This window comes from Nitrospirillum goiasense (assembly GCF_034427435.1).
Taxonomy (GTDB): Bacteria; Pseudomonadota; Alphaproteobacteria; order Azospirillales; family Azospirillaceae; genus Nitrospirillum.
In genome coordinates, this window is record NZ_JAXQNP010000001.1 from 476,535 (window position 1) to 494,842 (window position 18,308).

Here is an 18,308-nt window from a genome sequence, read left to right on the forward strand (position 1 = left end):
GGCATGCCCTTATTCGAGAAGAAGGTAGATCCATCGCGACCGGACAGCAGCGCTGTGCCGTTCCCTGATCTGCGCCCACAAACCGGGGGTTGCAGGGGGAACCGTGGCCAGCGGCCGGGTTCGCGCGCCCACGAATATCCCGCAGGGAGGGACCCCATATGTACGGAGAGTTGAAGACGTTGCGGCGGCTGTTGATGGGAGCCGCCTCGGTCGCCATCCTGGCGGCGCCGGCCGCCTTCGCGCAAAGCGCCCCGCAGACCCCGGCCCCCGATCCCCAGGGTGCCGCCCCTCAGGCCGGCACCCCGGCCGACCAGGGCGGCGTCGACGAGATCGTCGTCACCGGCTTCCGCAAGTCGCTGGCCGACGCGCTGGAGAACAAGCGCCAGTCGAACCTGATCATCGAGTCCATCACCGCCGAAGACATGGGCAAGATGCCCGACCAGGACATCGCGGAATCGCTGCAGCGCCTGTCCGGCGTGCAGATCGACCGCGACAATGGCCAGGGCACCCGCGTGCGCATCCGCGGCCTGAGTCAGAACGTGACGGTGCTGAACGACGAGCCCTTCCTGTCCGGCCTTGAGGCCTACGCCTCGGGCGAAGGGTCCGGCGGCGGCGGCGGCACCGCCACCAATTCGCTGGAAGCCATCCCGTCCGACCTGATCGCCGGCGTGGACGTCTACAAGTCGCCCCAGGCCAGCCTGGTCGAGGGCGGCATGGGCGGCATCATCAACCTGAAGACCCGGTCCGCGCTGGACGCCCCGCAGGGTTGGACCCTGGGCGGCAACTTCCGCATGACCACGGGCGAGCACGCCCGCATGGAGAATTGGACCCCCATCGGGGCCATCGTCGGCAGCTACAACTTCAACAACAAGATCGGCATCACGGCGGCCTTCTCCTATGCCGAGACCGACACCCATACCGACGTGATGCAGGGCCAGAACCGCGCCGGCTGGGCCATCGAGCCCGCCGCCGGCACGTCGACCAACCCGATGGCCACCATCCCGCGGACCTATATCTCGCCCGAACTGTTGTACTTCACGGATCGCGACACCGACCGCACCCGCATCAGCGGCCAGCTGGGCGTCGACTACGCCGTCACCGACAGCCTGACCCTGAACGCCGACTGGCTGCACTCCACCTACGACATCCTGACCCAGGAAGCGTCGAACAAGGTGTGGTTCAATTCCAACGGCCTGGGCCTGGGCATCGACCCCAGCCAGCCCTATGACATCGACAGCAACGGCGTCATCAAGTCCGCCACCATCCGCGCCCTGGGCGCCGAGGGCGACAGCGACGTGCAGAATGTCCATGTGACGGCGGACAACTTCCACCTGGGCGGCAAGTGGGACAATGGCGGGCCATTCCGCGCCAAGTTCAAGGTCACTTACGCCACCTCGGAATACAATTCCGACAGCGCGCAGCAGGACGTGGAGTATTCCCAGTACAACGCCGCCCAGCCCTGCGCCACCAGCCCCAATGGCTATTGCAACGCCCCGCTGAACCCCTTGGCCCCCGGCGGCAGCAGCCCGATCAGCCACGGCCCGGCCTATTCCTTCAACTACGTCAACAACGGCACGCTGCCGTCGGTGTCGTACAACGCGCCCTACGCCGACCTGATCAGCAACCCCAACAACGCCGTCTTCAAATCGGCCTGGGCGTGGAACATCCACTCCAAGGATGATTTGTGGTCCGGCCACGCCGATGGCGAGTACGACGCCGACTTCATCAAGGCGGTCAAGACCACCTTCACCGTCGGCGTGCGCTACACCGATGACAAGATCAACTACGCCCTGTCGCACTACGAGTTGGACAAGTCCTCGGCTGGCCAGACCGGGTACTGCAGCAACGGCACCTGCTATGGCACCTATGGCTATTACATGGATCCGGCCATCCTGAACGAGGGCCTGACCAACCCCGCCACCGGCGCCACCGCCGGCGGCAATTTCGTGGGCGCCACCGGGGCGCCGTCGCAGACCCCGCCGGTCATCCCGGCCCAGACGGCGCTGACGGCGCCCAACCGGGCGCAGCTGATCCACAACTTCTTCCCCACCGGCAACGCGGGCAGCAGCATCCTGGTGCAGAACCTGTCCCAGATGCAGAACCCGGTGCAGTGGCTGCAGGGCAACTTCCCGCAGTTCCCGGGCAAGATGGTGCGCGACCCCATCAACTCCTTCGTCATCGAAAGCCAGCGCGCCTCCGGCTATGCCATGGCCGACATGGGCAGCAAGGAGGACCGCTTCCACCTGAACATCGGCGCCCGCATCGTCGACACGGTGCAGAAGGTGACGGCCGGCGCCCTGCCGGCCAACCCCATCTACATCTCCGACGAATCCTGGGACGGTTCCAACGCCATCACCAACCCGGACGTCATCACGGCGGAACGGCACTACACCGACATCCTGCCCAGCATGAACCTGGTGCTGGACGTGGCGCCCGACCAGAAGGTGCGGTTCTCCGCCGCCCGCGTCATGTCCCCGCCCAGCCCGTACCAGCTGGGCACCGGCGCGCAGTACAACTTCACCCGTGAAACCAACAGCGCCGGCAAGCAAGGCTTCGCCTTCGTGGGCGGCAGCGGCGGCAACCCGAACCTGGACCCGTTCCGCGCCACCCAGATCGACATCGGCTACGAATGGTATTTCGGCACCCAGGGCGCCCTGACCTTCGGCGGCTTCTACAAGTCCATCGACACCTTCATCCAGACGCAGACCACCTCCATCACCGTGATGGACGACTTCGGCGGCAGCACCGCGGGCTTCACCGCCCCCAGCAACGGCGCCGGCGGCAGCATCAAGGGCTTCGAGGTCGGGGCGCAGTACGCCTTCGACTTCGGCGTGGGCTTCAACGCCAACTACACCTACTCGCTGTCCACCTCGTCGACGTCCACGTCCTTCGCCCAGGACCTGCCCATCCCCGGCGTGTCGCTGCACGCCCTGACGGCGCAGGCCTACTACCAGAAGAACGGCCTGGAGGCCCGGCTGTCCTACAGCTGGCGGTCCAGCGCGGTGAACGGTGACGCCATCGGCTCCACCTTCGCCATCCTGGACGCCACCACCAACAAGGCCGTGACCTACGGCGTGTTCAGCCGGCCCTACGGCCAGCTGGACGCCCAGCTCGCCTATCAGTTCACGCCTGAGTTCGGCATCACCTTCGAGGCCGTCAACCTGACCGGCGAGTCTCAGGAGACCTACCTGCAGTACAAGAACCAGCCCTTCACCTACATGAACTCGGGTCGCCGGTTCATGCTGGGCGGCCGGTTCAAGTTCGGCGGCTGATGCCCCCGACCTGCGGGGCCGGACCGGCATCCGGACTGGCCCCGTGGACCCTGGGAACCCTTGGCACCCGTTTTACCAAAGGTTTCCGATGACGGGGCGGCGGCCCCAGCGGCCGCTTCCCGTTTCTTCTTCTTGATCTCCCTTCTGCGCATACCCTCTCCCCGGGGACTATGCGCCCACTCCGGGCGGCATGATTGCGATCGTGCCGCCCTTTCTTTTTATGCCATTACAGGGGTAGTGACCCTAACCTTCGGGGGTCCCGACGATGGGAGTTGAGCGCGCATGGAAAATGAGGCCCGGAAGCCGACGATCATCGACGTCGCCCGTAAATCCGGGGTTTCCATCAAGACCGTGTCCCGCGTGCTGAATGGGGAGCCCTATGTCAACCGGGCGACCCTGGATCGGGTGCTGAAAGTCATCCACGACCTGGGTTACCACCCCAACATGTCAGCGCGCACCCTGGCCGGCAAACGCTCCTACCTGCTGGGCCACCTCTACGGCGATCCGGCCGGCCCCTACACCATGGAAATCCAGGTCGGCCTGCTGAACCGCTGCCGCGCCCGCGGCTATCACCTGTTGATCGAGGAGATCGACTATCGCGGCCAGGACGTGGAACGCCGGGTGCGCGCCGTGCTGGACTGGCTGCGCCCCGACGGCGTCGTGCTCACCGCCCCCATCACCGATGAGCCGCGCGTCCTGTCGGTCCTGACGGAAAGCGGCATTCCCCTGGTGCGCGTGACGGCGCAGAGCGGCGGCGACACCTATTCCTCCGTCTGGATCGATGAGCGGCAGGCCGCCGCCGCCCTCACCCGCCACCTGCTGTGCCTGGGGCACCGGCGCATCGGCCTGATCAAGGGGGCGGCCCACCACGGCGCCACCGACCGCCGCTATCTGGGCTACCGCGACGCGCTGGCGGAGCTGGGCATCCCCGAGGACCCGGACCTGATCGAGCAGGGCGCCTTCACCTTCCCCTCCGCCCTGCCCTGCGCCGAACGGCTGCTGTCCCTGGCCGAGCCCCCCACCGCCATCTTCGCCTGCAATGACGAGATGGCCGCCGCCGTCATCGTCGTCGCCCAGGCGCGGGGCCTCAGCCTGCCGGGTGACCTGTCCGTGGCGGGGTATGACGACTGCCCCGTCGCCAGCATGACCTGGCCGCCGCTGACCACCGTGCGGCAACCCATGCGCAGCCTGGGGGAAGAGGCGGCGGACCTGCTGATCTCCCGCCTGATGGAGCGCCCGCGCGGCAACGCCGGCGTGCCCCACCGGCTGGTGCCGCACGAGCTGGTGGTGCGGGCCTCCACCGCCCCGCCGAAAGCGCAGAGCCCGGCGCGCCGCCGCGCGAAGAAGGCAGGCTAGCCTCGGCCGAGCGCAAAACGCATCCAGTGAACAACCGCGAACGGCTGGTCCTGCAAGTGAACGCTTGCTCTGGCTGCGATTTGACCATACAGTGAACCACATGGTTCAGTGTTTAGATTCTCCCCTCGATCTTTCGTTCGCGGCGCTGTCCGATGCGACCCGCCGCGGGATCATCGATCAGCTGGGCCGCGGGGACGCGTCGATCACCAGTCTCGCCGATCAGTTCCGGATGACACTGACCGGCATGAAAAAGCACATCCAGGTTCTGGAGCGGGCGGGGCTGGTCATCACGCGGAAGGTCGGGCGGGTGAGAACCTGCACGCTTGGGAAACGCGGCCTCAAGGCGGAGGCCGAATGGATCGAGGCGCATCGCAAACTCTTCGAGGCCCGCTTCGACGCATTGGACGAGATCATCAGCGAATTGAAAGGGGAGGAAAGCGATGACTGAGCATGATGAGGGTGCAGGTGACGCGCGGAACCCCACGTCCGTCGAGCGTAGGGGCGAGCGCGAACTGGTCATCATGCGGACCTTCGACGCGCCCCCGAGCACGGTTTACCGGGCCTGGAGCCAGGCGGCGCTGTTCCAGCGCTGGTGGGTGCCAAAGTCGGTATCCGGCATTTCGCTGGTGTCGTGCGATCTGGACGTCCGTACCGGCGGGAAGTATCGGCTGGAATTCGCCGCCGGCGGTTCGGACACCATGGCCTTCCACGGCAAGTATCTCGAGGTGGTGCCGAACGAACGCATCGTCTGGACCAACGATGAGGGTGAAGAGGGCGCGATCACCACGGTGACCTTCACGGACCTGGGCGGGAAGACGCTGCTGACCTTCCACGAAGCCTATCCGTCCAAGGAGGCGCTTGAGGAAGCGCTGCAGGGTTCGGCGGCAGCATTGCCGGAGCAACTGGAACAACTCGGCGACGTGCTTTCCAGCCTGGGCGACCTGTCCTAACGGGCCAGGTCGCGCAAGGCCGCCACGGTGGCCGCCGCCAGGGCGGGGTCGGTACGGACCCCGGGCGGCACCGCCTGGTCGAACAGCAGGCGGGCGGGGCCGGGAGACAAGACCAGCACGCGGTGGGCCAGGGCCACCGCCTCCGCTAGGTCATGGGTCACCAGCAGGGTGGGCACCGGCCGCCGCACCAGATGTTCCGCCAGCACGGCGCGGGCCAGGCGCTGGTTGCCTTCATCCAGCGACGCGAATGGTTCGTCCAGCAGCAGGGCCTGCGCGTCCACCGCCAGGGCGCGGGCCAGGGCCAGGCGGCGGGCCATGCCCAGCGACAGTTGCGACGCCCAGATGTCCGCCTTGTCCGCCAGGCCCAGCCGCTCCAACAGGCGCGTCGCCTCCCCGCCCTCGGCCCCGGCCAGGTCCAGGTTCTGCCGCACCGTGCGCCAGGGCAGCAGGCGGGGCTGCTGGAACACCACACCCAGGCGGGAGGCGCCGCCACTCCACCGCACGGTGCCCGCCACCTCCCGGTCCAGGCCGGCGACCAGGCGCAACAGGGTGCTCTTCCCACAGCCGGAGGGGCCGACCAGGGCCACCACCTCGCCAGCGTCCAGGCCGAAGGAAACGGGGCCCAGCACCGCGCGCCCGGCCAGACGCTTCTCGCGGATGTCGACGGTCAGCCGGGTCATGACGCCTTCCATCGGGTGGCCCAGCGTTCCAGGGGCTGGAAGACCGCCCATTCGATGATTTGGATGATCAGGATGAAGGCCAGGGAATAAGCCAGGATGTGGGCCACGTCGAACAGCTGGAAATAGACCTGGATCTGAAAGCCGACACCGTCGCTGCGGCCCAGCAGTTCCACCACCAGCACGATCTTCCAGATGAGCGCCAGGCCCGACCGGGTGGCGGCGAACAGATAGGGTTGTAGCTGCGGCAGCACGACATGGCGCAGGGTGGCGGCGCGGCCAAAGCGGAAGGCGTGCCCCATTTCCAGCAGGTCGCGGTCCAGCGCGCGCACGCCCTCGCGCACGGTGACGGCGGTGGTGGGCAGCTTGTTCAGGGCCACCGCCGCGATGGCCGCGGCCTCCGTCAGGCCGAACCAGACATAGAGCAGGACGATCAGCACCAGGGCCGGCAGGTTCAGCAGCAGCAGCAGCGCGCTGTCCAGCCATAAATCCACCGTGCGCCACCAGCCCATGGCCAGGCCCAGGGCCGTGCCCGCCACCATGGCCAGCAGGAAGGACGCGGCCACCCGCGCCAGGGTGATGCCGACATGGTGAGGCAAGGCGCCCGACGCCACCTCGCGCGCCAGGGTGGCCAGCACGGCCGAGGCCGGCGGCGCCAGGGGGCTGGCGGCCAAGCGGCCCGCCCCTTCCCACAAGAGCAGCAGGACCAGGATGGACAGCGCGCGGACCAGCCAGGCCCGCCCCCGACTTACCAAGATGACGCCCGCCAAAAGGTGCCGGCCGGCAGCGTCTCGCCGCCCTCCCCCACCAGCGCTGGCCCGCCCACGGCCGCCAGCACCTGGTACAGGCGGGTGGCCGCCTCCCACTCGGCGGAGCCCCAGTGGGGGGAATGCCGCGCCGATACCAGTCGCGCAGGGCGTGGAACTCCGCGTCACTGCCGGCGTCGGCCAAGGGACGCAGCGATGGCCATTCCGCCTCAGTGTCCGTCAGCAGCGCGCGGGCCTGGCGGCTGGCGGCGATGAAGCCGTCCAGCATCGCGCCGTTGGCCTTGGCCCAGCGTTCGGAGAAGACATAGCCCACGATGGGCGGCGTGCCCTGGATGCCCAGGCCGGCCACCGCATCCTCCACCGTCAGCAAAGTGCGCTGGCCCGCCGCCTGGCCCCTGGCGGCGAACGGCCAATAGGTCAGCGACGCGTCCAGCCGCCCCGCCGCCAGCGCGTTGGCCAGGAGGGGCGGTGCGCCGAAGGTCTTCTCGGTCGTCCGATCCAGGTCGATGCCCGCCTGGCGCTGGGCATAGGCGCGCAGGATCAGCCAGCTTTTGTCCAGCGGCCCGCCGGCGATGCCCAGGCGGCGACCGGCCAGGTCGGCCACCGAGGCCACCGTCGAACCGGCCGGCACCATCACGGCCCCGGCGACGTTGGAGAAGGGGATGAAGGTCCAGTCGGCGCCTGAAGCGCGCTGCCGCGCCACCCACAGCCAATCGACCGCGATGGTGTCGACCTGGCCCGCCTGCAAGGCGACCTGCGTCGCCTGACCCGTGGCGAACTCCTGGGAGACGATGGCGAGACCGTGGGCGGTGTCCAGCCCATGGCGGCGGATCACGTCCAGCTCCCACGACACGGTGCCGTAGCGCAGCACGCCGACGCGCAAGGGCACCGCCGCCGCCCGCGCCGGGCGGGAGGCCAACCCCGCCGCCACGCCCGTGGCCGCCCCCATGGCCAGCAGGCGGCCCAACAGGCGACGGCGCGTCATGCTCATGATCTGGTCCGGAATCGGGGGCATCCTCCACGCCCGGTCCAGGGGGCCGGGCCCAGGTTGTTCCTGGTTTCGCAATCATTATCGGACCGCCGGCTCGACCCCTGTCAACCCGCCCCCTCTACGACTATAGAATGAGACAGCACCCTGATTCGCGGCCCTGATTTCCTATGGCGGCCCAGGATGGCAGGGGCCATTATCGGGTCATGGTCCCTGGTCTGACACCAGTCTCTGGTCTGACACTCAAGGAGACGGCGGACATGTCCAACCGCCGCCATGGTTTGATAGGCGTGCTTCTCGCCGGCCTGCTGGCGGCCGGGCCCGTTGCCCATGCCGCACCGCCGGCGAAGGCGCCGGACGCCAAACCCGACCCCGCAAAACCCGACCCCGTGGCCAACATCGCCTATCTGGCGCTGACGCAGAAGCGGGTATTGCCGCAAAGTTTCCTGGACCAGCCGCCGGATGACGATGGGGTGCAGGGCGCGCGGTTGGCGCTGGCCGACAACACCACCACCGGCCGCTTCATTCACCAGGCCTATCACCTGGAAGAGGCGCTGGAGCCCGATGCCGACGCGGTGGTCGCCGCCTTCAAGCGGCTGGTGGCCCAGGGCTACCGCGCCTTCGTCACCGACGTGCCGGCGGACCTGCTGCTGCGCCTGGCCGACCTTCCGGAGGCGAAGGACGCCACCCTGCTGGACGCCACCACCACCGACGACGCCCTGCGCGGCGACAAATGCCGGCGCAACGTCCTGCACCTGCTGCCCAGCCGCGCCATGCTGGCCGATGCCCTGATGCAGTACCTGGCGGTGAAGAACTGGCGCGACATCCTGCTGGTGGCGGGCCCCAACCCCGAGGACAAGCTGTACGCCGACGCGCTGCGCAAGTCGGCGCGCAAGTTCCGCCTGAAGATCGTGGCGGACAAGCCCTGGACCTACGACCCCGGCGCCCGCCGCACCGATACCGGCCATTACGCCATCGGGGCGGAGGTGGCGCGCTTCACGCAAGGCATCAAGTACGACGTGCTGGTGGTGGCGGACGAGGGCGACAATTTCGGCGATGAGCTGGGCTATCGCGCCACCGACCCACGGCCGGTGGCCGGCACCCAGGGCCTGGTGCCCGCCGCCTGGGCCCGTCCCTTCGAGCAATGGGGCGCCACGCAACTGCAGGCCCGCTTCCTGAAGCAGACGGGCCGCTGGATGACGGAGCGGGACTACGGCGCCTGGATGGCGGTGCGCGCCCTGGGCGAGGCCGCGACCCGGGGCGGCAGCGTGGAGGGGGCGGCCATGACCGCCTATCTGCGCAAGCCGGAGTTCGAGCTGGCGGCCTTCAAGGGCGCGCGGCTCAGCTTCCGCGCCTGGGACGGGCAGTTGCGCCAGCCGGTGCTGCTGGCCGACGCGCGGTCGCTGGTGTCCGTCTCGCCACAGCCGGGCTTCCTGCACGAGACATCGGAACTGGACACGCTGGGCACCGACCAGCCGGAGACGACATGCCATCCTTGATACCTGCGGCCTTTGCCCGTATCCGGGCAAAGGCCCCCTCAGACGCCGGGCACCCCCATCCGGGGGCTTGGCTTCCTCGCGTTTCAGTCCGCTCCGCTCCCCAAAATGCCGCGGGGCCGGCGGTCGCCGGCCTGTTGCTCGCGATAGGCCTACTGCTATCTGCCCCGCCCGCGCTGGCGGAGCGGTTGCTGGTGTCCAATGAGAAGGACAACACCATCACCGTGGTGGACGCCGACACCCTGGCCATCATCAAGACGGTGAAGGTGGGCGCGCGTCCCCGGGGCATCACCCTGTCCAAGGACGGCAAGGCGCTTTACATCTGCACCAGCGACGCCGACCACATCGAGGTGCTGGACTTGGCCAGCCTGACCGTCACCCGCACCCTGCCCAGCGGGCCGGACCCGGAACTGTTCACCCTGAGCCCGGACGGCAAGACGCTGTATGTGTCCAACGAGAACGACAACATGGTGTCGGTGCTGGACATCGCGTCCGGCCGCATCGCCACCGAGATCCCGGTGGGGGTGGAGCCGGAGGGCATGGGCATCAGCCCGGACGGCAAGATCCTGGTGAACACCTCCGAAACCACCAGCATGGCCCATTTCATCGACACCCAAACCCACGCGGTGCTGGCCAACGTGCTGGTGGGCAGCAGGCCGCGCGTGGCGCAATGGACCAAGGACGGGTCGCTGGTGTGGGTCTCGGCGGAGGTGGGCGGCACCGTCAGCATCATCGACGCCGCCCAGCGCAAGGTCATCCAGACCATCCGCTTTGAGATCCCCGGGGTGCCGAAGGAATCCATCCAGCCGGTGGGCATCCAGTTGACCGCCGATGGCAACACCGCCTTCGTGGCCCTGGGCCCCGCCAACCGCGTGGCCGTCATCGACACCCACAGCTATCAGGTCAAGAAGTACCTGCTGGTGGGCCAGCGGGTGTGGAACCTGGCTTTCTCCGGTGACGGCAAGCGGCTGTACACCACCAACGGCGTCAGCAACGACCTGTCTGTCATCGACGTGGACGCGCTGAAGGTGGTGAAGTCGGTGCCGGTGGGCCGCCTGCCCTGGGGCGTGGTGGTGGCGCCTTGACCGGCTCCCCGGCCGCCGCCCTGGAGGTCTCCGGCCTCAGCCATTCCTTCGGCGCGCGCCAGGCGCTGCGCGATGTCGGCTTCCGCATCGCGCCCGGCGATTTCACGGCGCTGCTGGGCCTGAACGGCGCCGGCAAGACCACCCTGTTCGCCCTGGTCACCCGCCTCTACCACAGCCGGCAGGGGCGCGTCGCCGTCTTCGGCCATGACATCCGGCGCCAGCCCTCCGCCGCCCTGGCAGCCATGGGCGTGGTGTTCCAGCAGTCCACCCTGGACCTGGATCTGACGGTGCGGCAGAACCTGGCCTATCACGCCAGCCTGCACGGCATGGCCGGATCGCGCGCCCGCCACCGCATCGAGGAGGAGCTGGAGCGGGTGGACCTTGCGGACCGGCGCGACGCCCGGGTGCGCCAGTTGTCCGGCGGCCAGCGGCGGCGGGTGGAGCTGGCCCGCGCCCTGGTGCATGACCCCGCCCTGCTGCTGCTGGATGAACCCACCGTGGGCCTGGATATCGAAAGCCGCCGCTTCCTGATCGAGCATGTCCGCCACCTGTGCCGGGAGCGCGGCCTGGCCGTGCTGTGGGCCACCCACCTGATCGATGAGGCCGACGACACGGCCAAGGTCATCGTCCTGCACCAGGGCCAGGTGCTGGACCAGGGCCCCGTGCCCGAGGTGAACGCGCGGGCCGGCGTGACCACGCTGCGCGCCACCTTCGACGCCCTGACGGGCCAGCGGCAGGAAGGGGGCGGGCGATGACCCCGGTCCAGTATCTGCGCTGCCTGGGCGGCATCGTGAAACGCGAGGCGCTGCGCTGGACGCAACAGCGCGGCCGCTTCCTGTCCGCCCTGGTGCGGCCGCTGGTGTGGCTGGCCATCTTCGCGGCGGGCTTTCACTTCGTCCTGGGCGTGTCCATCATCCCGCCCTACGACACCTATATCCCGTACGAGGTCTACATCGCCCCGGGATTGCTGGCCATGATCCAGCTGTTCAATGGCATGCAAAGCTCGCTTTCCATGGTGTATGACCGGGAAATGGGCAGCATGAAGACCCTGCTGGTCAGCCCCTTCCCCCGCTGGTTCCTGCTGACGGCCAAGCTGCTGGCCAGCGTGGTGGTGTCGGTGGTGCAGGCCTACATCTTCCTCGGCATCGCCTGGTTCTGGGAGATCGAGCCGCCGCCGCTGGGTTATCTGACGGTGCTGCCGGCCCTGATCCTGTCGGGCCTCATGCTGGGCGCGCTGGGCCTGGTGCTGTCGTCCTTCATCCGACAGTTGGAGAACTTCGCCGGGGTGATGAACTTCGTCATCTTCCCCATGTTCTTCGCGTCGTCCGCCCTCTATCCGCTGTGGCGGGTGAAGGAAAGCAGCCTGACGCTCTATTGGATCTGCCAGGCCAATCCCTTCAGCCACGCGGTGGAGCTGATCCGCTTCGCCCTGTACGGCCAGGCGGACCCGCTGGCGGCCGGCGTGGTCGCCGGCTGTACCCTGCTGTTCATGATCATGGCGGTCTGGGGTTACGACCCCGGCCGCGGCCTGTTGGCCCGCCGGGGTGGCGGGGACTAACTGGCCAGGGAGGACAAGGATGCGCGTCACGGTTCCGGTCGCCCTTCTGCTCGCCGTCCTCGCCGGCGGCGTTCCCCTGGCGGCGCGCGCGGCGCCCCCCCAGGCGGACCCGGACTGGCCCTGCCACCAGCGCCTGGTGCCGGAACTGACCGGCGCCACTTATTGGAACGGCCCCGCCCTGCCCGATGCCGCGGACTGGCGCCACGACAAGGCCGTGGCCACCGTGGTGCTGGCCGTGTCCCCGCGCGATGTGCCCGCCGATGAGGGGGAGAAAACCCTGACCGCCTTCGCCGACAAGGTGCCCAAAGCCCGGCGGGCCACCGTGTACCCCAAGACCTTCGCCGGCATCGTGGAGGAGGTGAACCGCCAGCGCGGCGTCGTCATCGCCCGGCTGAAGGAGCTGGCCCACCGCCAGCGGGAGGTGGGTGACCTGGTGTCCCATGCCACCAATGAGCTGCAGGCCATCCCGGCCGACGTCACCGATCCCGACAAGCGCCAGCAACGGACGGAGATCGTGCAGCGCCGCGACTACCTGATCCGCAGCTTCGAGGAGGTGGAACGCACCCTGCGCTATACCTGCGAGGTGCCCGTGGACCTGGAAGCCCGGCTGGGCACCTATGCCCGCGTTCTGGGGGAACGCCTCGGCAATTAGACCAGCGGCACGAGACAGTGACTCGTGCCGCTGTAGGCCCCGACTGGGGCCGCCGGAGCGAGCACCGCCCAGTTAGTGTATGGGGGGCGCAGCGAGGACAAGCCTAGGCGGACGGACGTCCGCCGCCCGGCGCCTGAGGGAGCATTTGAACGGTCACGTTCAAATGCCGCGCGTATTAGCTGGATGCGATCTTGGCATAACACCTTTTGCGCCAAGGTCATTCTCAATCAGGGCGCGTATCGTGGCGGTGTGAGGGCACCCGCGATTACAGAGCAGATCACCCAAAGGTGAACCACCTTTGGGTTGAGCCATGGCACCGGCCCAGCGTTTTAAGCCGCCGTCGGCATCGGCACCCTGCCTCCTGCGCCGACCGCCTATCATAAATGGTGCATTAACGGTCTCTACGCACGCATATTATGGTTAACGTCCTGATTTAGTCCAAAAAGATTGAAAAACACTACTATCTTATAGACTGAAGATATACATTGCTGCGAACCCAGCCTCCGGCGGCCGCCGCCGAGCATGAGAATGACCCGCCCATGCCTACCCCGTTAGAAACGGTCTTCCTCGCCCGTCTCGCTCAAAACGCCCCGGACTTGATCACGCGGGAGGCCACATCGGATCAGCAATCGTGGGTGGAGGGCCTGATCGCCGCGGATGTCCAGGCGGCCTTGCATCCCTTGCCGCCGGAATTGATCGCTCCCCTGCTGCCCCTCGAGGTCAAGGCGCGCCTGGCCGGCCATGCAACCGCTTTCCCGGACAGCCGGGTGCAGGTGATCTCGCAGGCGGGCGAGGCCATCGGCTATTGGCGCATGGACTGGAGCGGCACGCCGCCGCGTCTTGTTGACATCATCATCATGGCGGAGGCGCGGGGCCAGGGGCATGGCGGGCGCCTGCTGGGTTGCCTGGCCGCCGCCGCCGACACCTTGGCCCTGCCCCTGGCGCTGAGCGTGCGCCCCGGCAACCCCGCCGAACACCTGTACCACCGCCTGGGCTTCACGCCCATCAGCCCCCCCAATCCCAGCGTGGAAATGCGGCGGGCATCGGCCAGCCTGGAAGCGGCCAGCCGAACAAGGGCCTGGTAAATGCAGGCGGCGGCACCGCCCCTTCTGGATGAGGGGCCAATGAAAATAACATCTATTTTGAATAGACTCAAAGATTACGACAACACTTAGAAAGGCATGATTATGGATGATGCATACATCGGTGCGGTCGTTCCCTGGCCCAGTACAATGATAATCCCGCGTGGGTGGGTTATCTGCGACGGCAGAACCATGTACATCGCTCAGCACGCCGCCCTGTTCGCGGTAATCGGCGTCGCTTATGGCGGCGATGGAAAGTCGACGTATAAGATCCCGGATTTACGCGGCCGCGTCCCCTATATCCACACCATGTACGGCTACAACCCCTACGTCGGCTCCGCCCCCAGCACCATCAATGGGCAGTGGGGACAGCCAGTCATACTGAACCAATACAATCTGCCGGTGCACACGCACACCGCCACCTTTACCCCGACCGGCGGTTCACCGCACGGCGTCCTGACCGCCAGCGGCATGATCTCGCTGCCGGTGAACCAGATTGCGGGAACGTTCAGTGGCACCGGTTCCTTCAACGGCGCCACCCCCACCGCCACGCCACGGTCTGCGACCATAGCGGCCAACGACCTTGTGACCAGCCCCGGCACAACCCCGCAGCTCTTCACCTCTATCGGCACGCCGGTGACCTTGGGCGCCAGCAACGCGGTGTCGGTGACGGGATCGGTCACGATGACGGGGACGGCGGCGGGCAATGTCACCATCGGCGTCTCCGGAACCCAGCACGGCTTCACCGGTGGCACCATCACCGTGCTGCCCACGGGAAATACGAAGCCGGTCACCATCAGTCCCGCAACCCAACCGCTGAATTTCATCATCTGCGTGGACGGCGTTTTTCCACCGCGGAATTAACGGGCGAGGGCGATGCGATGAGCTGCGGCGGTCACGTCATAGCTCGGGCGGACGGCTGTTCCTGAAAGGCCCGCTCCCGGCGAACCGCCATCCCGGTGACGTTGGCCCGCCACACCGTCTTTCCGTCGCCTTCTGATTTGGCGCAGCTCCCCCAATTCATCCAAGAGGTTTGATCATGGAAACTGCTTATGTCGGAGCCGTTATGTTGTGGGCAGGGAGTTACGTTCCTGTCAATTGGCGTATTTGCAATGGCCAAACCTTAGCGATTTCTGACTTCGAGGTGCTGTATTCGCTGATTGGAAACACCTACGGCGGGAATCCCGCCCTAGGCAACTTCAATTTACCAAACTTCCAGTATCAGGTACCCACCGGCACAGGCGTCGTGACGGGCCCGTTCACCCCAGTTGGTCAAATGAGCCCCCAAGGAACCATCATCGGGCAAGGTGCCACCATCCAGACAAGCTCAATGCCCCCCCATACCCATAACGCCACATTCACACCCTCTGGCGTCGTACAGGGCACATTGGCCGCCAGCGGTACCATCACCCTGCCCTACAACGGCACCGCCAACATCACGGCCAAGGGCCCGGCTAAAATCGGGACGACCAACACTGGCAGCAGGGGAACTGCACTCGCGGCCGGCGCACTGCTGACCACAACCCCAGGCGCCCAGATTTACGCGACGAGCGGCTCAACAATCATCGCCATGGGTCCGAGCAACGCCGTCACGGCGGCCGGTAATTTCGCCGTGGCCGGCGACGCCGGCGGCAATTCCACGCTGATTTTGGACGGGGATTTGGGCGCCACATCCGGCACCGCCACCATCAACGGTACGGGCGGGTACGCGGCGGTAGCCCTGGATCTGCCCGGCACCATGGTTCAGGCCATCATCTGCGTCAACGGGCTCTACCCCGATTTTCCATAACGGACGCGCCGGTGGATAGCCCGGGGCGTCGGCGTCCGAGCCTAACGTTCGCGGTGACGGGCCGGCAAGTCACTAAACTTAGCAAATTCCCGAGCGTTCCCGCTTTCATGCCCTGCGCGGCGGATCCGGCAAAACGCTCGGCCCGACATGCTCCCTAGGCAATCATTATAGAGAGGCGCACCATGGAACCCTATATTGGCGCGATCATGATGTGGTCGGTTCCCAAGCTTCCCAGAGGGTGGCTGCTTTGCAACGGGGCCTCGTTGCCCATCAGCCAGTATCAGGCCCTTTACGCCGTGATCGGCACCAACTTCGGGGGTGACGCTAAAACAACATTCGCCCTGCCGAATTTTCAAAACCGCGTGCCCATCGGCGCGCTGACTTCCCAGCAGGGCGCCTTCACCGCCCACGGTACCTACCATGCAAACCTGGCGGATTATGGATCCTTTACCCTGACCGCAGACAATCTTCCCGCGCACATCCATACCAGCCACTTCAATGCCACCGGCAACGGAGCAGGACCCGCTGTCGCAAAAGGGGCTGTGAGCCTGAACCTAGCGACCAGCACGTCCACCGCCAGTGGATCAGGGTCGGTGGCGATAGGGGTTCCGACAACCACACCAGCGGATCGGCACTTGGCTCCAGCGCCGGGTGACATGATTTCCGGCGGCGTGGCTGCCATCTTCGTCCCACCAGCCGCTACGGCGTCCGTGACAACCATTGAGGTCGGGCCACATGACGCGGCGACGATCACGGGCAGCGCCCCCATCTCGGGCACCGTGACGGGCAGTGTCAGCTTGGGCGTCTCAGGAAGCCGCCCCACCGGCGGTACAGTGACCCTCGGTACTACCGGCGGCGTCCTTCCGGTGAATCCCCAGGTCCCTCTGATCCCGACAAATTTCATCATCTGCTGGCAGGGGCTGTTCCCGCCCCGCAACTGAGCAAAGGCGCCGCCCGCCTTGGCGGCGCCGCTCAACCGAGTTGCGGGTTACCCGTGACTCAGGCATCGGGAGGGGGACCGCCGGCACCATCGGCACCACCATCCGTCCCCCCTCGACCTCTTCCGCACGCGCCAGTCGGGGCCGCGTGACCAAGACCTGCCCCTCTTGGTCATAGGGACTGAGGAAACGGGGGTCGGGGGCCAAATGCACCCGCTGGCGGTGAAGTGCCGGTTCCCGGAAGCCGGGACAGTATGGGTGCTGGACGCCGGGGTTGTAGCTCACGTCATACAGTTCCGTGACAGGGCCGGAAATGGTCACCCAATGAACGTTCGTCCCCGTCCGCAGATCCACGATTTGCAGGCCGCACCGTTGTTTGACTTGGCTGGTCTCCAGCTTGGCATGTAACGGCATGCTGTTACCGAAGCTGTTGTGCCGCAATTGCGACAGGCCGATGACGGCATAGTCGCCCACGAAAGTGAGACCGCGGGCGAAGCCGGGGCAGTCGGCCACGGCCACGAAGCCACCCCGGTCACGATCAACGTAGCCGAACAAGCCTTCCGCCGAATTCAGAACCCAGAGGCGATCACGATACCAGCGGGGGGAATGGGGCATGGACATGCCGTGGGCCACCACCTCGTTCGCGATAATGTCCACGACCATGCCACCCTTGTCACGAATGGACCGCCAGCCCGCGAATTCGGTGGATTGCCCGCATAGGGTGACATAGGCGATGGCGCCATCACGGGCGGCCATGCCGTTCAGATGGCAAAAGTCCACCGGCATCAGGGCGGGGATAAAGTCCGGCTTCCACAGGGGGCGGAAGTTGTACCGCTCATCCAGGGCGGCGATACAACTGAACGACGTGCTGATGAAGGCCAGTTCCTGCATCTCGCCCGCGAAACGGACATCGGCCAGAACGTCATGGGTATCGCAGGGGCCAATGAAATAGCCCTTGCGCGGCATGTATACCGCATCGCTGGGCTGGCCATCCACCACCGCCGGGCCAGTATTGGCGAACTTCCATATCTGTTCCCGGGTGCCGACCCAAACATGGCGGGGGTCCACCGCCAGGCCCATGGCCGTCCCGACCACCCGGTCCAACACCCGCAGCTCACCGTCAACGACATAGAGGAAGATCAGACGGCCCGATTGATAGGTGGACAGCAGCAGGCTGCCGCCCGTTTGGGCCAACCAGTCGGCGAACCCCGGGGACGGCAGGAAACGGGGCAGGTGGTCCCCATCTTGGCGGGGGATGACGGTGGGATCGTCGGTGGACACCTCGCCCGCGCCCTGCCCGCCTTGACCCGCCTGTTCATGCTCAGACATCCGACCCACCCCTCTTTAAACCATCCATGCTTGTAAGGCCTCGGCTGGGCCGTACCACCAAAAATCGATGGCCTATGCCCCACGGCCTAGGCTCTCTAACAAATCCAGCCCAGCGATGCCAGGGATCTCGGTTTGGCCACGGCCAGGATCGTTAATATTGTATTAATCCGTAAAGAAGGTAACTGGGGCCCACGAGTGTGATCGAGAGAAAGCGGCCGTTATTAGGTGGCAATTTCTTAAGACCTATCCCGTAGGATAGGCAGACTCGGAAGAGTCAACTGTCCAGCCAACTCCACACAAGGGCCATCACAATTTATCACAATCCATCCTTTGCTACATAAGGGCGCCAATTCACCGTTTTTAACTGGC

The 18,308-nt window shown here is 66.6% G+C and carries 16 protein-coding genes and 2 pseudogenes; 14 read left to right on the forward strand and 4 right to left on the reverse strand.

What is annotated here, in order from left to right:
* The first annotated feature begins 158 nt into the window (after positions 1-158).
* From ULB03_RS01715 to ULB03_RS01730, 4 genes are all read left to right on the forward strand, one after another.
* Entirely contained in the window at positions 159-3,272 is a 3,114-nt protein-coding gene (locus ULB03_RS01715; protein WP_322481596.1) for a TonB-dependent receptor, read from the forward strand.
* 282 nt (positions 3,273-3,554) lie between these two features.
* Positions 3,555-4,628, forward strand: a complete 1,074-nt coding sequence (locus ULB03_RS01720; RefSeq protein WP_322481597.1) for a LacI family DNA-binding transcriptional regulator — start codon at positions 3,555-3,557, stop codon at positions 4,626-4,628.
* 100 nt (positions 4,629-4,728) lie between these two features.
* Complete coding sequence (locus tag ULB03_RS01725) at positions 4,729-5,076, forward strand: ArsR/SmtB family transcription factor (protein ID WP_322481723.1); 348 nt, start codon at positions 4,729-4,731, stop codon at positions 5,074-5,076.
* A complete protein-coding gene (locus ULB03_RS01730; RefSeq protein ID WP_322481598.1) occupies positions 5,069-5,578 on the forward strand; it encodes an SRPBCC family protein in 510 nt (169 codons plus the stop codon). The genes ULB03_RS01725 and ULB03_RS01730 overlap by 8 nt, the downstream gene beginning before the upstream one ends.
* On the opposite strand, the gene ULB03_RS01735 is transcribed toward ULB03_RS01730, so the two are convergent.
* The 3 genes and pseudogenes from ULB03_RS01735 to ULB03_RS27360 form a co-directional block, all read right to left on the reverse strand.
* A complete protein-coding gene (locus ULB03_RS01735) occupies positions 5,575-6,258 on the reverse strand; it encodes an ATP-binding cassette domain-containing protein (RefSeq protein ID WP_322481599.1) in 684 nt (227 codons plus the stop codon). The genes ULB03_RS01730 and ULB03_RS01735 overlap by 4 nt on opposite strands.
* Entirely contained in the window at positions 6,255-7,010 is a 756-nt protein-coding gene (locus ULB03_RS01740) for an ABC transporter permease (RefSeq protein WP_322481600.1), read from the reverse strand. Before ULB03_RS01740 ends, ULB03_RS01735 begins: the two co-directional genes overlap by 4 nt.
* A gap of 298 nt (positions 7,011-7,308) precedes the next feature.
* A pseudogene (locus tag ULB03_RS27360) lies at positions 7,309-7,656 on the reverse strand (substrate-binding domain-containing protein); the annotation flags it as partial.
* Between ULB03_RS27360 and ULB03_RS01745 the strand changes: the two are divergent.
* The 10 genes from ULB03_RS01745 (at position 7,574) to ULB03_RS01790 (ending at position 16,613) form a co-directional block, all read left to right on the forward strand.
* Positions 7,574-7,789: a hypothetical protein gene (locus ULB03_RS01745; protein ID WP_322481601.1), complete on the forward strand. Its 216-nt coding sequence runs from the start codon at positions 7,574-7,576 to the stop codon at positions 7,787-7,789. The pseudogene ULB03_RS27360 and the gene ULB03_RS01745 sit on opposite strands and share 83 nt — an antisense overlap.
* A 481-nt stretch (positions 7,790-8,270) precedes the next feature.
* Positions 8,271-9,509: an ABC transporter substrate-binding protein gene (locus ULB03_RS01750; protein WP_322481602.1), complete on the forward strand. Its 1,239-nt coding sequence runs from the start codon at positions 8,271-8,273 to the stop codon at positions 9,507-9,509.
* 191 nt (positions 9,510-9,700) lie between these two features.
* Positions 9,701-10,591, forward strand: a complete 891-nt coding sequence (locus ULB03_RS01755; protein WP_322481603.1) for a PQQ-dependent catabolism-associated beta-propeller protein — start codon at positions 9,701-9,703, stop codon at positions 10,589-10,591.
* Positions 10,588-11,346, forward strand: a complete 759-nt coding sequence (locus tag ULB03_RS01760) for an ABC transporter ATP-binding protein (protein ID WP_322481604.1) — start codon at positions 10,588-10,590, stop codon at positions 11,344-11,346. The genes ULB03_RS01755 and ULB03_RS01760 overlap by 4 nt, the downstream gene beginning before the upstream one ends.
* Positions 11,343-12,149 carry an ABC transporter permease gene (locus ULB03_RS01765; protein ID WP_145735183.1) on the forward strand — a complete coding sequence of 269 codons (807 nt, stop codon included), beginning with the start codon at positions 11,343-11,345 and terminating at the stop codon, positions 12,147-12,149. Before ULB03_RS01760 ends, ULB03_RS01765 begins: the two co-directional genes overlap by 4 nt.
* 19 nt (positions 12,150-12,168) lie before the next feature.
* On the forward strand, positions 12,169-12,801 hold the full coding sequence (locus ULB03_RS01770) for a hypothetical protein (protein ID WP_322481605.1): 633 nt from the start codon (positions 12,169-12,171) through the stop codon (positions 12,799-12,801).
* A gap of 539 nt (positions 12,802-13,340) precedes the next feature.
* A complete protein-coding gene (locus ULB03_RS01775; RefSeq protein WP_322481606.1) occupies positions 13,341-13,886 on the forward strand; it encodes a GNAT family N-acetyltransferase in 546 nt (181 codons plus the stop codon).
* 102 nt (positions 13,887-13,988) lie between these two features.
* Complete coding sequence (locus tag ULB03_RS01780) at positions 13,989-14,747, forward strand: phage tail protein (RefSeq protein WP_322481607.1); 759 nt, start codon at positions 13,989-13,991, stop codon at positions 14,745-14,747.
* A 175-nt stretch (positions 14,748-14,922) separates the two neighbouring features.
* Entirely contained in the window at positions 14,923-15,672 is a 750-nt protein-coding gene (locus ULB03_RS01785) for a phage tail protein (protein ID WP_322481608.1), read from the forward strand.
* A gap of 182 nt (positions 15,673-15,854) precedes the next feature.
* Positions 15,855-16,613, forward strand: a complete 759-nt coding sequence (locus tag ULB03_RS01790; protein ID WP_322481609.1) for a phage tail protein — start codon at positions 15,855-15,857, stop codon at positions 16,611-16,613.
* A gap of 237 nt (positions 16,614-16,850) precedes the next feature.
* Here the strand turns inward: ULB03_RS01790 and ULB03_RS01795 are convergent.
* Positions 16,851-17,939: pseudogene (locus ULB03_RS01795) on the reverse strand (TIGR03032 family protein); the annotation flags it as partial.
* Positions 17,940-18,308: the final 369 nt, after the last annotated feature.